The 18,310-nt window shown below is 34.0% G+C and carries 17 protein-coding genes; 14 read left to right on the top strand and 3 right to left on the bottom strand.

The annotated features are described in order from the left end of the window. Window positions 1-13: 13 nt before the first annotated feature. The 5 genes from Q7I96_00085 to Q7I96_00065 are packed head-to-tail and all read left to right on the top strand — an operon-like array spanning window position 14 to window position 8,171. Window positions 14-1,549 carry a class I SAM-dependent DNA methyltransferase gene (locus Q7I96_00085; protein ID MDO9626006.1) on the top strand — a complete coding sequence of 512 codons (1,536 nt, stop codon included), beginning with the start codon at window positions 14-16 and terminating at the stop codon, window positions 1,547-1,549. Continuing rightward, on the top strand, window positions 1,539-2,060 hold the full coding sequence (locus Q7I96_00080; GenBank protein MDO9626005.1) for a hypothetical protein: 522 nt from the start codon (window positions 1,539-1,541) through the stop codon (window positions 2,058-2,060). The genes Q7I96_00085 and Q7I96_00080 overlap by 11 nt, the downstream gene beginning before the upstream one ends. After that, on the top strand, window positions 2,053-3,378 hold the full coding sequence (locus Q7I96_00075; GenBank protein MDO9626004.1) for a restriction endonuclease subunit S: 1,326 nt from the start codon (window positions 2,053-2,055) through the stop codon (window positions 3,376-3,378). Before Q7I96_00080 ends, Q7I96_00075 begins: the two co-directional genes overlap by 8 nt. Further along, complete coding sequence (locus Q7I96_00070) at window positions 3,375-5,093, top strand: hypothetical protein (GenBank protein MDO9626003.1); 1,719 nt, start codon at window positions 3,375-3,377, stop codon at window positions 5,091-5,093. Before Q7I96_00075 ends, Q7I96_00070 begins: the two co-directional genes overlap by 4 nt. After that, on the top strand, window positions 5,094-8,171 hold the full coding sequence (locus tag Q7I96_00065; protein ID MDO9626002.1) for a type I restriction endonuclease subunit R: 3,078 nt from the start codon (window positions 5,094-5,096) through the stop codon (window positions 8,169-8,171). A 9-nt stretch (window positions 8,172-8,180) separates the two neighbouring features. On the opposite strand, the gene Q7I96_00060 is transcribed toward Q7I96_00065, so the two are convergent. Both Q7I96_00060 and Q7I96_00055 read right to left on the bottom strand, forming a co-directional pair. After that, on the bottom strand, window positions 8,181-8,525 hold the full coding sequence (locus Q7I96_00060; protein MDO9626001.1) for a hypothetical protein: 345 nt from the start codon (window positions 8,523-8,525) through the stop codon (window positions 8,181-8,183). Window positions 8,526-8,606: 81 nt separating this feature from the next. Next, complete coding sequence (locus Q7I96_00055) at window positions 8,607-10,460, bottom strand: DUF262 domain-containing HNH endonuclease family protein (protein ID MDO9626000.1); 1,854 nt, start codon at window positions 10,458-10,460, stop codon at window positions 8,607-8,609. 174 nt (window positions 10,461-10,634) lie between these two features. On the opposite strand from Q7I96_00055, the gene Q7I96_00050 reads away from it, so the two are divergent. Both Q7I96_00050 and Q7I96_00045 read left to right on the top strand, forming a co-directional pair. Beyond that, window positions 10,635-11,549: a DUF5655 domain-containing protein gene (locus Q7I96_00050; GenBank protein ID MDO9625999.1), complete on the top strand. Its 915-nt coding sequence runs from the start codon at window positions 10,635-10,637 to the stop codon at window positions 11,547-11,549. A gap of 29 nt (window positions 11,550-11,578) precedes the next feature. Continuing rightward, window positions 11,579-12,064: a hypothetical protein gene (locus Q7I96_00045; protein ID MDO9625998.1), complete on the top strand. Its 486-nt coding sequence runs from the start codon at window positions 11,579-11,581 to the stop codon at window positions 12,062-12,064. 181 nt (window positions 12,065-12,245) lie between these two features. Here Q7I96_00045 and Q7I96_00040 read toward each other — a convergent pair whose 3' ends face one another. Further along, window positions 12,246-12,653, bottom strand: a complete 408-nt coding sequence (locus Q7I96_00040; protein MDO9625997.1) for a hypothetical protein — start codon at window positions 12,651-12,653, stop codon at window positions 12,246-12,248. Window positions 12,654-12,802: 149 nt separating this feature from the next. Here Q7I96_00040 and Q7I96_00035 point away from each other — a divergent pair, with 149 nt between their 5' ends. The 7 genes from Q7I96_00035 to Q7I96_00005 form a co-directional block, all read left to right on the top strand. Continuing rightward, window positions 12,803-12,931: a hypothetical protein gene (locus tag Q7I96_00035; protein MDO9625996.1), complete on the top strand. Its 129-nt coding sequence runs from the start codon at window positions 12,803-12,805 to the stop codon at window positions 12,929-12,931. Beyond that, window positions 12,928-13,653 (top strand): PsbP-related protein, encoded by a 726-nt coding sequence (locus Q7I96_00030; protein MDO9625995.1) that lies wholly within the window; start codon window positions 12,928-12,930, stop codon window positions 13,651-13,653. The genes Q7I96_00035 and Q7I96_00030 overlap by 4 nt, the downstream gene beginning before the upstream one ends. Window positions 13,654-13,724: 71 nt before the next feature. Then, window positions 13,725-14,084, top strand: coding sequence for a DUF2085 domain-containing protein (locus Q7I96_00025; protein MDO9625994.1), 360 nt, complete (start codon window positions 13,725-13,727; stop codon window positions 14,082-14,084). 73 nt (window positions 14,085-14,157) lie between these two features. Continuing rightward, window positions 14,158-14,526 carry a hypothetical protein gene (locus Q7I96_00020; GenBank protein MDO9625993.1) on the top strand — a complete coding sequence of 123 codons (369 nt, stop codon included), beginning with the start codon at window positions 14,158-14,160 and terminating at the stop codon, window positions 14,524-14,526. Then, window positions 14,504-14,911 (top strand): nuclease-related domain-containing protein, encoded by a 408-nt coding sequence (locus tag Q7I96_00015; GenBank protein MDO9625992.1) that lies wholly within the window; start codon window positions 14,504-14,506, stop codon window positions 14,909-14,911. Before Q7I96_00020 ends, Q7I96_00015 begins: the two co-directional genes overlap by 23 nt. A gap of 273 nt (window positions 14,912-15,184) precedes the next feature. After that, window positions 15,185-16,591, top strand: coding sequence for a hypothetical protein (locus Q7I96_00010; protein ID MDO9625991.1), 1,407 nt, complete (start codon window positions 15,185-15,187; stop codon window positions 16,589-16,591). Between the two features lie 258 nt (window positions 16,592-16,849). Beyond that, a partial coding sequence (locus tag Q7I96_00005; protein ID MDO9625990.1) for a hypothetical protein occupies window positions 16,850-18,310 on the top strand: 1,461 nt, incomplete at its 3' end.

Below are 18,310 nucleotides of genomic sequence, written 5' to 3'. Positions count from 1 at the left end.
ATTCGGTGTGCAAATGGCTAAAACTAACAATGGTGCGAATCTGGGATTTGAGCAAAAACTCTGGCAATCAGCAGACAAATTACGGAACAATATGGATGCTGCTGAATACAAACATGTAGTACTGGGACTAATATTTCTCAAATACATATCAGATGCCTTTGACGAGGTATATCAGGAACTAAAAAACGATCCAGAAGGACTGGCCGACGCAGAAGACAAAGACGAGTACATGGCCCAAAATGTGTTCTGGGTGCCTCAAGAAGCCCGGTGGGACTTCTTACAGAGCAAGGCCAAACAGCCAGATATTGGAATTTTAATTGATTCGGCCATGGATGCCATTGAGAAGGAAAACCCTGATCTTAAAGGTGTTTTATTTAAAGACTATGCCAAGGAAGCCCTGGACAAGCAGAGCTTAGGTGGAATCATTGATTTAATTAGTGGAATAGGTCTGGGAGATAGGGAAAACCGGAGCAAGGATATTCTGGGTCGGGTGTATGAGTACTTCCTGGGCCAGTTTGCTAATGCTGAGGGTAAGAAGGGAGGCCAGTTTTACACTCCCCGGAGCATTGTCAAGATTCTGGTGGAAATGATTGAACCTTATTCTGGTAGAGTTTACGACCCCTGCTGTGGATCAGGAGGAATGTTTGTCCAGAGTGAAAAATTCGTGCAAGCCCACGAAGGAAAACTAGATGATATTGCAGTCTATGGACAGGAATCCAACCAGACCACCTGGCGATTATGTAAAATAAATTTAGCCATCAGAGGAATAGACTCCAATATTCAGTGGGGAAACAGTTTCATTGAAGATAAACATCCCGACCTCCGGGCCGATTATATACTGGCCAATCCACCTTTTAATGACAAGGACTGGAAGGCCGATCAACTGCAGGATGATGTTCGGTGGACTTATGGTATGCCTCCGGTAAGAAACGCCAACTTTGCCTGGGTACAGCACTTTATTCATCATCTGGGGCCTAGTGGAGTGGCCGGGTTTGTTCTGGCCAATGGGTCTATGAGTGCTGGTGGGGTGGAAGGTAAAATCCGTCAGAAGATTGTGGAGGATGATTTGGTGGATTGTATGGTCGCTTTACCTTCTCAGTTATTTTATAATACTGGTATTCCTGCCTGTTTGTGGTTTTTGGCCAAGGATAAAGGAAATGGGAAATTCAGGGATAGAAAAGGGGAAGTCTTATTTATTGATGCTCGTAAATTAGGGGCTATGGCTGATAGGACACACAGGGAATTGAATAAGGATGATGTGGCCCAGATTGCTGATACTTATCATGCCTGGAGAGGCGAAGATGAAGCCGGGGATTACGAGGATGTTCTGGGATTTTGCAAGTCAATTAAAAAAGATGAGATTGAAAAAAATGGATATATTTTGACTCCTGGTCGTTACGTGGGATTTGCCGAGGAAGAAGAAGACCCCGAGGAATTTGAGGAAAAAATGAAACGATTGACTTCTGATTTGCTCAAACAGTTCAATGAGTCTGATAAGTTAGAAGCAGCGATTAAGACCAATCTTAGGGGAATTGGTTATGAGTTATAAATTTAATACAATTAAACCTTCTGAAATAGAAAATAAGGTTGAAAAATCGATTAAATTATTATTAAAGAATGATAGTTTTCTTTTACATTCTAATGCTCATGAAAGATCAATTACTCATAAATTAGCTGAATATTTACAATCTGAATTTATTGAATTTAACGTTGATTGTGAATATAATCGTAGAGGTCACAAGTCTCCAAAAAAACTGATGGACTGGGAAGAAACATATAAAGACGAAATTAAAAAGGACGAGGAAAAAGTAAAAAATGTTTTTCCAGATATAATTGTACATCTAAGGGGTAAAGATTTTAATTTATTAGTAATTGAAGTAAAAAAGTCTTTTAATAATGATAGCGGCGATTCAGATAAAGATAAAATTAAAGCCTTCCGTTCTGAGTTAGGATATAAATTTGGATTATTTTTAAACTTTGAAACTAACAATAAAGCAAGTATTAAAGTTTTTGAATGGTTTCCAAAAGAAAAATTTAAAAAAAGGGATAATGATGACTGAACTTAATCTCAAGGGAACCAAAAATGGTTTGATACCTAAAGAATGGGAATTAGTCTCTCTAGGTAATTTTATAACTCATAAAAAAGGATTTGCTTTTAAATCTCAATGGTTTAAAGATTTTGGAAATCCTGTTGTTAAAGTTAAAGATTTAACATCGGATTCAATTGACATGGAGCATTGCGTATTCTTAGATATTGAAAAGAGTAAAGAATTCGATGATGTCAAATTAGATGAAAATGATATTTTGATTGCAACAGTTGGGTCTTGGCCTACTAATCCTGAATCAGTAGTAGGAAAAGTTGTGAAAGTTCCCAAAAAATCTTCTGGAGCATTTCTAAATCAAAATGCAGTAAGGATTAGAACCAAAAACAACGAGTTATTAAATCAAATTTATACTTTTTACAGGCTAAAAAACAAAGATTTTCAAAATTACTTAATTTCAGGTGCTCAAGGAAGTGCAAACCAAGCCAGCATAACTCTAAATGATATTTTTGGGTTTGAATTTTACTTACCTCCAATAAAGGAACAGGAAAATATAGCTAAATTATTTTATTCAATAGATAAAAAAATAGAAATCAACCAAAAAATGAACCAAACCTTAGAAGAAATAGGTCAGGCCATTTTTAAGTACTTTTTTGTCCATTTTGAATTTCCTAATGAAGAAGGAAAACCTTACAAGTCAAGTGGCGGCGAAATGGTTGATTCTGAGCTAGGCAAGATACCAAAGGGTTGGGAAGTTCAAGAAATTGGAACTATCATTGAAACTACTGGTGGGGGAACTCCATCTACTAAAAAAGAAGAATATTGGAAAAATGGAGATATACAATGGTTTTCTCCTCGAGATATCACTGCTAATCGCCAGATGTTCATTTCAAACTCTGAGAAGAGGATAAATTCACTTGGATTAGAGAAAAGCTCAGCTAGATTATTTCAACCATATTCGCTAATGATGACAAGTAGAGCAACTGTCGGAGAGTTGTCAATAAACACAATAAAAGCTTCTACAAACCAGGGATTTATAACTTGTATTCCTAATGAGAGATTGTCCACATTTTATCTTTATTATTGGATTAAAATGAATAAAGAATACATTATTTCACTTGCTAGTGGTTCTACTTTTAGAGAAATAAGTAAATCAACATTCAGATCTTTAAAAGTTGTTATTCCAGATGGAAATGTATTGAAATCTTATGATTCATTATTAGAACCAATTTTTAATCAAATTCAAACTTTACAATCACAAAATGAAAATTTATCCCAAATTAGAGATTCACTTTTACCAAAAATAATGTCAGGAAAAATAAGGGTGATCCAATGAGGATTAAAGATATTAAGTCTTATCTAAAAATAAAAGACTCTATTCCTGAAGATCAAGAATTACTCGAAAATTGGTTTAAAATGGAAGATGTTCTTAATTTTTTGTTGAATTCTGATGATGGAATGGTACCTATTTACATTCAGGACAAACAGAACGGAGGTTTGTTTCTCTATTCCCTATTAGTATCTGAAGAAAAATTAAAAGGCAATTTTGTTGAGGATCTACTAAATTGGAGCTTTATGATAAGCTCAGGTTATGGTTATGGATATTCCTATTCTAATCAGGAAAAAACTCCATTTTTATGTGAACCAATGGATTCCGCTGACCCAGAATTACTTGATGGATCCACACCTATTTTTTTCTTAAGAGAATGTTTTAATCATACATCAGAAAAGCTGGAAATCAATCAAAAGATTAGCCATATACTGGAAATTTGTTGGAATGAAAAAAGAAAAGCTTTTTGTAAGTTTAATGATGTAGGAGATTTTATTGACATTGCTACTATGGAAGACAAGGATAACCTGACTTTATGTACCTTGAGAAAAGAAGAGTTATATTTTTATATGTACCTTTCAAAATCGGTTTTAATTCGATTTATTGATATTATGAGGTATTCAAAAAACTTTAAAAAAGCTCAACATGATAAAAGACAAGAATTAATACTTAAAGACCCTGAAAATGAAATTTATGGTTCACTAAGAATAGAAATCTTGGATGATGATGAAATTAATTTTTCTTGGATGCGTGCATTCCAAATTATTCGTAATAAAGTTTCTGATGAAAAAATGATGAAACAATTAATGGGTAAAGAAGATAGAGAGTATGAATCTTTCATAATAAACGACTTTAAAAATGATAGAATTGTGGAATGGTCTAGTAACCCAGAAAAATTAGCAAATTATTTTATTGAATCTGATAACCCTTATGAAACTAGCCCCGCATTTTTTAAACCAGAAGTTCTATCAAAATACAAACAAGATCCAGAAAAATATACTGTGCATAGCCAGAGTATTGAATGTCGTGGAAGCTGGTCACTTGATTATATTGATATTAATGAAGAAGGCCAAGTTTTTGCGTTTATGTATCAAATTTCTCGTCTTCCTTATTCTGAACAGAAATATTGGAAATCTTTCAATGAAAAACCTAAAGCAGGAATATCTAAAAGAGCTTATGATCATTATTTTTTGGGTAAATGGGATTCTGAGTACGATCCGTTAATATCACTCAAAAACATTCTTGATACTTTTCCGCAAGCTAAATTTGGTGATGAAATCCATTCACTTTGGAAAATGCCTAAAATGCCCCCAACAAAAGATATTAAATTTTTGAATTATGTCGTCACTGATTCTACGAAAGAATGGGAAGATCAAATATCAGTTCTTAATCAAATTTTAATTGAAGGTCTTAGATCTAAAACTATTAAAAAAATAGCTAAATATTTAAAATGTGATGAAAAAAATGTAGGTTCCGTTTATCAACTCAAAAAATGTTTAAAGTCACTTAATGTTGATGAAACTGATATTGGTGTTATTGTAAACCCTCTTTTTGAATTGTTACGTTTACGTAAAATAGTGGTTCACACAATTGATGAGCCCTACCCTGATGAAGATTTTAAGCTCCATTATAGAAATTTACTAACAAATTGCGATAAATCAATGCATAAACTTGCAGATTTCATAGAAGAAGGTCTTTTTAACATTTTGGAGGAGAAATAAATGCTAAACGAAGACCAGGTAGAACAGGCCACCCTTTCCCTCCTAAAAGAACTAAACTACAACTACATTCCAGGCCCAGACTTATCGCCAGACGGCATCTCACCAGAAAGGGAACTCTACTCCGATGTAGTCCTCACACAAAGATTAAGAACGGCCATAAATAAACTTAACCCCAATATCCCACCATCGGCTAGAGAGGAAGCTGTAAAGAAGGTTTTAAGATCTAAATCCAACGATCTCTTATCTAATAATCTCCACTTTCACCAGCTACTGGTTAATGGAATAGATGTGGAATACCGGGAAAACGATACCATCAGGGGAAATAAAGTCTATCTCTTAGACACCCAGAACCCCTCCAATAACGACTTTCTGGCGGTAAATCAATTCACCATCATAGAAAACAATCACAACCGCCGGCCAGATATTATTCTATTCATAAACGGCCTACCACTGGTAGTAATAGAACTGAAAAACCCGGCGGATGAGAAGGCCACCCTTAAAACGGGTTATAAACAACTGCAAACCTACAAGGCAGAAATTCCTTCCCTATTCCAGTTTAATGAAATTCTTATAACCTCTGATGGTATGAAAGCAAAAGCTGGAACTTTAACCAGTTCCTGGGAACGTTTCATGCCCTGGAAGACCATTGATGGTAAGACCATAACCGATGACACTTTCCAGTTAGAAGTCATGCTCCGGGGAATGCTCAACCAGGAAGTTATTTTAGATTTAATAAAACACTTCATTATTTTTGAACGGGAAAAGGAAATAAAGAAAAAACTGGCTGCTTACCACCAGTACCACGCTGTAAATAGTGCAGTGGATGCCACCATAGAAGCATCCCTACCAGATGGAGATAGGAAGTGTGGAGTGGTGTGGCATACCCAGGGCTCAGGTAAGAGTCTGATTATGGCCTTCTATTCAGGCAAATTAGTTTTAGAAATGGACAACCCCACCATAGTGGTTTTAACTGATAGAAACGACCTGGACGACCAGTTATTTGGGACTTTCGTTAAATCCAAGGATCTTTTAAGACAGGAACCACAGCAGGCTGATTCCAGGGATAAACTACAGGAACTATTGAAAGTGGCCTCTGGAGGGATCGTCTTCACTACCATCCAGAAATTCCTACCAGAAAAGGATACTAAATATCCTATGTTATCAGACCGTACTAATATCGTGGTTATTGCTGATGAAGCACATAGAAGTCAGTACGAATTTATTGACGGCTTTGCCCGGCACATGAGGGATGCTCTACCTAATGCATCTTATATTGGTTTTACAGGAACTCCTATTGAACTGGGAGATAAAAATACCATCCAAGTCTTTGGAGATTACATAGATATATACGATATAGAACAATCAGTGGCTGATGGGGCCACGGTACGAATTTACTATGAGAACCGTCTCATTAAACTAGACATGGATGAAGCCAAAAAGGCTTTAATTGACCCTGACTTTGATAATATTACAGAAGGGGAAGAAGCGGAAATAAAGGAAAAACTCAAGAGTAAATGGGCCCGCACCGAGGCCATAGTGGGTAGTGAAAAAAGAATAAAAGAAATGGCCCAAGATGTGGTAAATCACTTCACTTCCAGATTAGATGCCCAGGATGGTAAGGGAATGATTGTAGGTATGAGTAGAAGAATCTGCATAGACCTCTACAATGAAATAATCAAATTAAAACCAGAATGGGAAAGTGAAGACGATGATAAGGGTTTTTTAAAGGTAGTTATGACTGGTTCTGCTGCTGATGGTGAAGAATGGCAAAAACACATCCGGAACAAGCAGAGGAGAAAAGAACTGGGTGAAACATTTAAAGATCCAGATTCGGAAATCAAACTGGTAATTGTAAGAGATATGTGGCTTACTGGTTTTGATGTGCCTAATTTACACACCATGTACATCGATAAACCAATGCAGGGCCATGGATTAATGCAGGCCATAGCCCGAGTTAATAGAGTCTATCCTGATAAAGAAGGAGGACTCATAGTCGATTATCTGGGCATTGCCGCAGAACTAAAAAAAGCCATTCACGCTTACACAGTAGGTGGAGGTAAAGGAAAACCAGCCTTTGACCAGGACAAAGCTGTTGGTTTAATGTTGGAGAAATACGACGTGGTTAAATCCATGTTCCATAACTTCGATTATAATGAATATTTCACTCCAGATACCACTAAACAATTAAGAATTCTTTTGCGAAGTATAGATCACATTCTGGGACTATCAGATGGAAAAAATAGGTTCTTAAAAAACGTGAATGAACTCTCAAAATCCTTTGCCTTATCGGTTCCCCATGAGAGAGCCTTAGCAATAAGAGACGAAGTAAAATTCTTTAAAGCCGTTAAAGCTCAGTTAATGAAAAATGATGATGAGGAAGAAGGCCCTAAACTCAGCAAAGAAGAAATGGAGTTGGCCATTAAACAGATTGTTTCTGATGCCATAACCTCGGAAGGTGTTATTCCTTTAACTGGAACTAAGGACCTTAAAGGTAGTGGAATACAAAACCAGGATATTTCTATTCTCTCGGATGACTTTTTAGAAGAAGTAAGTGCCATGCCTCAGAAGAACCTGGCCGCAGAATTATTAGAGAAACTTTTAAAGGAACAGATACGTACCAGATCAAGAAAAAATGTTGTTGAAGGAAGATCATTTGCTGAAATGCTGGATAATGCCTTAATAAAATATAGAAACCGCAGTATTGACAGTGCAGAAATAATTAAGAACCTTATTGATATAGCCAAACAAATCAGAGAAGCTGATCAAAGAGGAGATAATTTGGGCCTCAGTGAATATGAACTGGCCTTTTATGATGCTTTAATGGTTAATAAAGAAGCTGGAGAAATTCTGGGCGATGATGAGTTAAAAAATATTGCCATGGAACTGGTGACGACCATTAAAACTAATATAACTATTGACTGGACCTTAAGAGAAAATGTTCAGGCCAAAATGAGAGTGGCCGTTAAAAGGATACTTAAAAAGCATAAATATCCTTCTGAAGAGACTCAAAAGGCTGTAGAGATTGTATTGGAGCAGGCCAAAGTGGTTTGTGAGGAGTGGGCCGAGGCTCATAGTTAGTTTATGAAATTAACCTTTAACCTTTTCAAGGGTTATTTTAATATTTTCACCATGACTTGGTTCCAGCTCATTTACTAACTTTTTAAGTATCTCTATGAGTTCTGGATCTGTAACATAAAAACCACGTTCATTTTGCTTGAATTTAACACCTCTAACTAATTCACTAACTTTTTCTGCTTTATCTTCATTATTTAATTTTGATTCAGCTTTGGCCATTAAGTAAGCCATCGCGGCATGTTCTTCTATTTTAAAATCTCCAAGGTGTATATTCTCCCCTTTAATCATTATATGGGAACTCCATTTTTCACCCTCTTTCCATACTCCCGCATAGTCACTTCCTTTACTATTAACCATTTTTTCCACCTCTTAATACTGTAATATGCTGACTGTTTCATAGATAATAATCATAGAAAATTATATGATGCAATAAAATATTCAATAACTCCATCTCTTCAATGCAAATTCAAATAATTCTTTACTTCTTTTTTCAATTTCCTTTTCATTCCATTCTCCGGAATGGGCAATTATCTGGTTAATCTTCCAATCAGATTCTTTAAAAATAGGTTTTTTCTCATCAAATCCTTTATTTGAAAGTTTAGAGTTTTCAGGAGTATAAGTTAAGGTAAGATTTCCTAATTTATGCAGATTTTCTTCATGGGACTTTTTATTAAATCGTTCCCAGTAAGGTACTTTTTTACCATTTCTATCTAGACTTTGAGGTAATATGTGTTCAATTGAGTCTTTTCGATCGGTTTTTATAAGATGTGTCCAAGTTAATTGAGGATCACTTTTTAAAATTTCCCAGCATTTTGAAACTTCATATTCAAATAAGAAGTATTTAAGGCCTTTCCAATCATAATAGTTTTCCATATCAAAGAAATAGCGCTCTACTCTTGAATTAGGAGAATAGTATTCAAATAATTCATTAAATTTAGAAATTACTTCCTCATAACTAACTTGTTTAGTATACATGTCACAGGCCATAGTGTAAATTTGGTTTTGTCCTGAATGAGGTTTCCACCCAACTAGATAATATGTTCTAAAAGCAAATTTTTCGCATAAATTAAAGAGCTCTAGAATTTTTTTAGGATCTTCAATGAACCTATCATAAATTGCTACCATCAAAACCAGAATATTGGATTTAATATCCATACGACTAATTTTTGTTACAATAGATTGTATTTCCACTTTCAAAACTTTGTTTTCTATGCTCTGGAACGAGTGGCAATCATAAGGATTTATTATATCAAGCAAACGGGATGATGTTATCTCTAAAGAACTAGAATAATCTCCTATCTCTTTATAGCACTTTTCATATTCATTATTTCGTTCTAAATTTTTGAAATAATTCTTCAACTGTTTGTAAACATTGGCCAACTGACTATTTTTACTGACATTTTTACCATCCTTTTTATAAACCTTTAAATCAGAGTAAAAGTTAATAATAAAGTTCATTCTCAAGAATCTGTCTTCATCATCGTTTTTAGACATTTTAGATTTATCTAGATTCTCAAGTATCGCTTTCCAATTATTATTTATGGCAGCCACCATTTTTTCAGAGCTATGGCTGTCTTCAGTGATTTTAGAAGTGAGATATATAAGATAGTTTTTTACTTTTTCCAGTTCAGATAATGGCTTTCCCCGGTCATTCATCACTTCAAAAATAACACCGACTTCAGCATCATCTTCCACTTTATATAACGTAAAAATTAGAGATTGTGTTAATTTATCAACTAATAAATTAAGAAAACCTAAATAATCCTCTTCAAATTCATTTTTTTTAGCTAAGTAGTCTTCAAATTGTGATTTTGCATTAGATAAGTTATGGTGAGATTTTATGGTTTTCTTTATTCCAAGCATTCCTTCAATAATAGCCTCTCGGAAAAACTTATCATTTTCTTTATCTAACTCAAGTTTATAAATTTCACTTGCATCTGGTCCTTTATCCTTTATATAAATGGAATTTATGCCTTCTGCAACAGCAGAACTTTCTTCTTCATCTAATTTCTTCAATTCTTTAATTATAGTATCCAATAATATCAAAATACTAGTGAATCTTTGTTGACCATCTACAATATCAAAACGCGTATAAGTTTTACCCAAACCCTTTACACTATCCCTTTCTTTTAAAACAATAGTTCCAGTATAATGTCCTTTATTGTTTAAAAGTTCTAAATCTTCCAGTAAATCCTCTCTTTGCTGATTTTCCCACGAGTAACCTCTCTGATAATCAGGTATCTTAAAAACAGCGTTATTAAATAAATCTTGAAGGGTGGGTAAATCTTTCATAAAATAATTAATTACTTTGATGTATAAAAAAGTTTTTAATTTTTTCTACACAATTACTTGGCAAATATAGAATTTATAGAAATTTACTATAATAGAAAATTAATTTAAAAATTATTTCGATTTTAGATTAATCAAAAAGAAATTATTATAAACTGTGTTGATTTATTTATTAACATGCCATTATTCTCTATCAATAACAATAAACTGGAAAAAGTCAGAAAACTTGACTTCAAACTGGAAAGAGACTTGCAAAACCTCACTGAAGAGAATCTTGATGAAATATTCGGCCTGAAGCTAGTTAAATCAGAGTTCCAATTAAATAACCTGAGAATTGATACTTTGGCCTTTGATAATGAGTCCAATTCATTTGTAATAATTGAATACAAACGTGGAGCCAATTTCAGTGTTATTGATCAGGGATATGCCTATCTGGCACTTCTGCTAAATAACAAGGCCGAATTTATACTGGAGTACAACGAGCGCATGGATACAAACCTGCGTCGAAATGATGTGGACTGGTCCCAGTCAAGAGTTATATTTGTAGCTCCGCAATTTACCACTTATCAGCGTAAAGCAATAGAATTCAAAGATATGGCCTTTGAATTATGGGAATCTACCAAGTACGATAATGAAACTATATTATATAATCAAATTAAATCCCCTGAAACCAATAATTCCATAAAAACGGTTAGTCCGAAAAATAAAGTTATTGAAACGGTTGAAATGGAAGTTAAAAAGTATTCTGAGGAAGATCATCTGTCTGGAACAGCTCCTGAACTTGTTGAATTATATGAAGAACTAAAAGAAAAGTTATCTGAATTTGAATCCTTGGAAATCGACCCTAAAAAATTCTATATTGCATTTAAAGCCAGTAGAAATGTGCTGGATATTCATTTTATTAAAAACTATCTTAAAATTTGGATTAATATGCGTCAAGGAACTCTTGATGATCCTAAAGAATTGAGCCGAGATGTTTCAAATATTGGCCATTATGGAAATGGTGATTATGAATTAAAAATTCAACCTGGTGATGATTTGAATTATTTAATCTACCTGGTAGGCCAGTCTTATAAAACGAATTCTTCTTAATTATATTTTATTCCTATTGAGGGAAAGTTATGGCGGTTTTAAGAGCAAAATGGGAACCTGCAACATTTGAAGAAAAATTAATATTTAATTATTCTTTAAATAATCCCGGAATTTTCTTTTTAGAAGTTCCAGTCGGAAACAGCGCATATGGAAAATGGCCTAAAAAATCAAAAATAAGAAGGATAGATGCAATTAACATAAAAAATAGTAACTCTAAAAATGAAATATATAGCAAAAAACTGTTCTCATATCATGATTTTAAAAATAGGGTTTCTAATAAGTCAGTCCAATTAATAGAAACTAAAAAGAAGCTTAACCGATTCGTTATTGGTCAAGTTATTGCTGGTTATGATATGTTTGAGCGAGAATTTAATCCTCAAGATATTGAAATGGTTGTATTATGTGTTGAAGGAGACCGTGCATTAGAATGGGTTTGCAAGAAAAGAAATATAAAAATAGAAAAAATTGATATAACACCAAAGGAGGATGAAGAAGTTTATATCCCTTTAAATTAATTTTCATTCACATCAAGTCAAATAATCATGTATCATAAATTCTTTAACATCTGAATAATAGATAACTAAACTTCTTTTATATTTATATTGGATTTTAATTTCGATGAAACAAATGCAGTGAACTTCTTACCTGGCATCTTCAGTCATTTCACTCAACCGTTTTCCATACCATAATGGCCTTTCAGACAATATCCTCCCTCCAATCAAAAGGGGGTTCTTCTACTTTTTCAGTTATATCAAAACTTGTTAAATCCTCCAGGGCCCGAATAAATTCCTTAAAGTTCTCTGGCCAGGCATTGGATCCACTTGATTTGATTTTTTTATTATTATGTGTTAGGTCAATGGACCAGGCACAGCCATCTATAATATTGAAATTAATATAGCTTTTCTCCCAGCTCCAGATATCAAATTGGTCTAGTTTTTCCCAGAATTTTTTCCATTGTTTATGGTCTGGAAAAGACTCGTTCTTGGAATAAAAGCTATTAAATAGTATTTTATTATCTTCAAAGATTACGGTATTGAATAGTGTAATAGTAAAACAACTGTATCTTATTTCAAATTTATCTGGATATTCTTTAGAAAAACTCATTTATTTCATCCCTGTTTATATTAGTATATACAATTCTATTATTTACTATACTAATATAGTTTTTCTATATAATTAAATAGTAAATATTAAATGATATTATAGATGCACTATAATTAGAAAAAGAATAATAATTTGAGGGGGTCAATTAATTGGAGTGTACAGTTAATCAATACGTAAATGATGAAGGAGACCGAATAAACATTGGTGAGAATACATGTATTAATAAAAGGATTGGTAGAACAAAATTTAGTTTAAAATTAGGGGGAGAGTTAATATGACTAGAACATGCTCGAATTGTGGACATGAAAATGAAGATGGATCAAAATTTTGTAAAAATTGTGGATCTGAATTAAGAGTTTTAAAAAATGTTTATAAAGTTTCAGAACATGAACCTGAACAAAAAAACTGGTTTAAAAGACAAAATAATGGTGTAAAAGCTTTAATTGGTATTGTAGGACTTTGTTGTATTGGAGTAATTTTATTAGTGGTAATTAGTGGAATGATGGCACCTGATGCAACTACAGATTCTACTTCTACATCCACAACAAGTTCACCTTCCACTAGTTCCAGTACATCTTCATCCTTACAAACTTTCAATGGTGGAGGAATATCTTTTCAATACCCTAATAATTGGAATGAATATACTCCAGAAGAAGAATCAGCAGATCGAGTAGCATCTTTAGAAACAGACGCCGGAGATTATAGTCTCTTAAGTGTATATGTAGAAGAAAGTGATGAAAATTTAGAATATTGGAAAGATATTGTAGTTAATAATCCTTACAGCTCAAATGTAGTCGTTGACCAGAAAAGTATCCAAATTGATGGTGTTGATGGTTATCGGGTTGACAGTTCCTATTCTAATAGTGGTAATTCTGGATATCAATCAAATATAATTTTTGTAAAAAATGGTAAATATTACAAATTGCTGTTTACAACTAGTTCATTAGCTGCCATTGATAGTGATATGAACACAATTATTAACAGCTTCCGAACAACTTAAAAACCTTTTTTTTCTTTTTTTATTAATGGTGGAATCCATTTTTATCTTAACTTGAAATGATGGTGATGTAATTGAATAAAAAACGGTCAGAAAATGATTCGGTTTTCAAATATTTATGCCATCGAATACCTGAAAGGACTTTTAAAATCAGAAATACATATTTTCCAGTTTGTTCTAGATGCACAGGAATATATTTGGGTTCTTTTTTATATTTCACCTATGCATATTTCTTTTATATTGATTATAGGGTTTATTTAATTTTTATAGGAATTTTAATGATTATTCCAACATTTATAGATGGTTTTACTCAGCTAATTAATATGCGGCTGAGTAATAATAACTTAAGATTTTTAACAGGATTAATCTGTGGAATCGGGATGGGAATAATAATAAAATCCATTAAAGCATTTTTATTAATGGGAAACTTTTAATGATCTTAAAAATAATTTATTACATAATTAATTAATTAGAATAAATAAAATAATCATAAAATGGAATAACACCATGAACTACCTAATCTGCCCTCAATGCGACCACTACTACGAAGTAGAACCTGGAGAGGAATTCTCAACTTGTGAATGTGGCCAGGCCCTAATACAAGTAGAAGATCTGGAAGAATACTACGCTCCTCATGAAAGGGAAAGTATAGCTACGGGAAATACATTTACTGAGGATATGAGTAATCAATACTTTGAAAATAAGGATAAAGGTCGCAATTTTCAAATTATAGGTGGATTAGTATCTATTCTAGGATTTTTACTTACCTTATTTCTCAGGAATGTTCTATTTTTAATATTTGTCTTTATAGGAGTGGTCCTACTCATATATGCCCAGTCATTTATTTCCCAGAATGAACTCAAAGGCAAAGGATGAGCCCAATGGAATATTTGTGATTGAGACCAAAAATTACTCTGGCAAATACTTGATTAAAGGAAATCAATGGTATTATCATAGAAACAATAAGTTCAATAAAATAAAAAAGAATCCCGCACATCAGGTTATTAGAAATACTCTGGAGTTAAAAAAATTTATGGAAAGGAAAGGAGTTGACACTTCTATCTGGTTCCAGGCCATTGTGGCCTTTAATAATTCTGATTTTAAAATTATGGAATCTGCTAAGGCCTATAAAGTTTTAATTCCTCAAAAAGTTCCAGAATATATTTTGAATATTGAAAGAAATTATGATATTGAAATACTTAAAAAAGCGGCCTTAAATCTGGAACCATATTGTGTGGAGCTTTCTTTTATGAAAAAATAATTTATTTATTTTATTTAAAATTAATATAATTAATAGTCATAAATAATCAATTTTTAAATAGAAAAATATAAAGTATTACTTTAACATAATAGTTATTCACTGGATGGCTTTTAACATCCTATGGGGGGAAATTAACTAGTTTTTATTTTAAGTTAAAATTTTTCTCCTCTAAATAATTTGATAATCTCATAAATGACGATCACTGTAACTAAATGGGATTATTGGATTAATATTTGAATTAATTTTTAATTAATTGTAAATGGAGGTGAAAAAGTGAAAAGAAAAATAATACTCATGGCTTTTGTTTTCATCATGGCCATTATTCTTTCTGGAGCAGTTTCTGCCACGCCACAATCAAATCAGATATATGTATCTCCCGATGGTAATGATGCCAATGATGGGGCTACCCCGGAAACGGCGGTCCAAACCATTAATGTGGGTATTCATAATGTGGCAGAAAATGGTGTGGTAACCTTAGCAGCAGGTACTTATAATAAATCCGGGCCAGGAGACAGTAAGGACGTAAATATAAAAATTTCCAAAAACCTGACCCTACAGGGTGCTGGTAAAGATTCAACCATCATTGATGCATTAGGTAACTCACAGATATTTGATATTGATTATGACCTAACCGTAGTTATTAAGGACATTACCTTTAAGAATGGTAAGCTCAGTAACTCGGGGGGAGCTATATCCAGTGATGCTACTTTAACCGTGCAAAACTGTGCCTTTATTAATAACGAGGCTGTGGGTGATGGTGGGGGTGCTTTATTTACTCATACTACACTTAATGTCATAAACTGCGTCTTCACTGGCAACAAAGCTGATGCAGGTGGTGCTATCTTCAATAAGATGGGTAAATTAACTGTAAAAGGCAGTACCTTTACACACAATCAGGCCTTATCTGATCTAGAACACTACAGTGGAGGGGGTGCTATATTCAACTACTATGGTACCTACCAGATTGTGGGAAATACTTTTATCAACAATGTGAACAGTGCCATACACATCACTAGTGGTGATTTTTTAAAATCTGAAATCAATGATAACAATGGAATCCCCTCCAATAAAATCAATTTCAACCGATTTGTGGGAAATACTCCTTACACGGTCTATCAAGAACTTAGCCAACAAGAAACAAAACAATCAGGACCTGAAATGACTCCGGAATTAGTGGATGCTCAATACAACTGGTGGGGATCAAATAATCCCAATTTTGCCAATCTGGTTTTTGGAAATATTGACTACACTCCATGGATCTACATGAAATTGAATCCTACTCAGGTCAAGGTCAATAAAGGAGACCAGGTCTCTTTAATAGCCAGTTTTAACTATCTCTATGATGGCAACATGGTGACATCGCTAAACCCTGCACTAGGCCACATACCTGATGGAACCCCAGTACTGTTTACCACCAATCTAGGGGAAGTTGGTAGTAAATCAATTACTAAATACACCAGTGGTGGTGTAGCCACGGCCATTTTACGTGCCACAGAATCTGGAACTGCTCTAGTGACCGCAGCCACTGATAGCCAGGTTACAAGTGCAGATATTGTGGTATCAGCTTCCAGTACGGTGAATGGTGAAACTGTGCCTATGCAACACACAGGAATGCCATTAATGGCCCTAATATTGGCCTTATTCATGGTAATAGGTGGGATGGTAAGTAGTAAAAAATAATAAACCCTTTTTTTTCTTTTTTTCTTTTTTTCTTTAATTTGAATATGTGATATGTCTTTTTTTAATAGAAAATTATAATAATTGTTAATACTATAAAATATACAGGGGAAATTATAATTTTTATTTTTTTATTAAACTCATTTCACCTCCTTTAAATTCATAATTAAGTAAATTAAATTTATTTAAATTTTGAATAATAATTTTAATTTTGATAATTTATTTTATCAAAAAAAATAAGCATAAAGGAGGTGAAAAAAGTTGAAAACAAAAACTATAAAATTCAACTACCAAATCATCCTAATCATGACTTTAATGCTTTTTGTAGCATTAACAACCATATCTACTACTAATGCAGCTAGTAACATCTACGTTAATGGATCATCAGGAAACGATTCCTGGGATGGTACCAGCGCAACACCTATGGGTGGAACAATTGGTCCCAAAGCAACCATACAAAACGGAACCAACACTGTAGATGACAGTGGAACAGTGAATGTGGCTGATGGAACTTACAATGAACACATAACCATCAATAAAAATGTGAACCTAATTGGACAAAGCCAAAGCGGAACAATCATCGACGGAACCAATACAGGCCGACCAATCACCATAACCACGGGAACAGTGAATATCACCAATTTCACCATACAAAATGGAAATGTAACGAGTGATGACTATGGATTTAGTACTGGTGGGGGAATCAGTAATCTCTGGGGTACTGTGACACTTACTCAATCTACTATTCAAAATAATGTCCTTTCAACCGGTAACGGTGGAACTAGTTACGGTGGAGGAATCTACAATTCCCGGGGTAGTGTGACACTTACTCAATCTACTATTCAAAATAATGTCCTTTCAACCGGTGACTTTGGATTTGGTAGTGGTGGTGGAATCTTCAATGCCTTTGGTACTGTGACAGTTAATCAATCTACTATTCAAAATAATGTCCTTTCAACCGGTGACTTTGGATTTGGTAGTGGTGGTGGAATCTACAATTTCGAGGGTAATGTTATAGTTACTCAATCTACTATTCAAAATAATGTCCTTTCAACCGGTGCAGGTGGATTTAATCGAGGTGGTGGAATCTTCAATGCCTTTGGTATCGTAACTGCAAACTTTAATAGAATAGTTAATAATTCTCAAACTACCATATACAATTTTGATGGTCTCTTTGACGCCCAGTATAATTGGTGGGGTTCTAATACCCCGGATTTTGCTACTCTAATTGGTGGTACTGTAGATTACAATCCATGGCTTTACCTGACTATCGCGGCTAATCCAACAATTATCAACAATGGAGAAACCAGTCAAATTACGGCCAGTTTCAATAATCTGTTTAATGGAACTACTATTACTCAATTGGATCCACTAACAGGACATATACCTGATGGAAGTCCGGTAACCTTCAATACAGACAAAGGGAGTATAGGATCTAAAATCATAGACAAAGAAACCACGGGAGGAATCGCCACTGCCATACTAACCGCTGATGAAACCGCAGGAATAGCACACATCACGGCCACCACTGACGCACAAGCCGTAAACACGGAAGTAATTATCAATCCTAAATCCAGTCTTTATCTGACCATAACGCCCAATAAAACCAACCCCGTAGTTGGTGAAACTGTAATTTACACGCTGAAAGTGGGTAACCATGGACCAGACACTGCTAAAAATGTGGTTATGACCTATGTGGTGCCTGAAGGTTTAGAATTTGCT

The organism is Methanobacteriaceae archaeon, from assembly GCA_030656015.1.
Lineage (GTDB): Archaea > Methanobacteriota > Methanobacteria > Methanobacteriales > Methanobacteriaceae > UBA349.
Note: the sequence above shows the minus strand (reverse complement) of the source record. Positions and strands in the feature narration are given on the sequence as shown.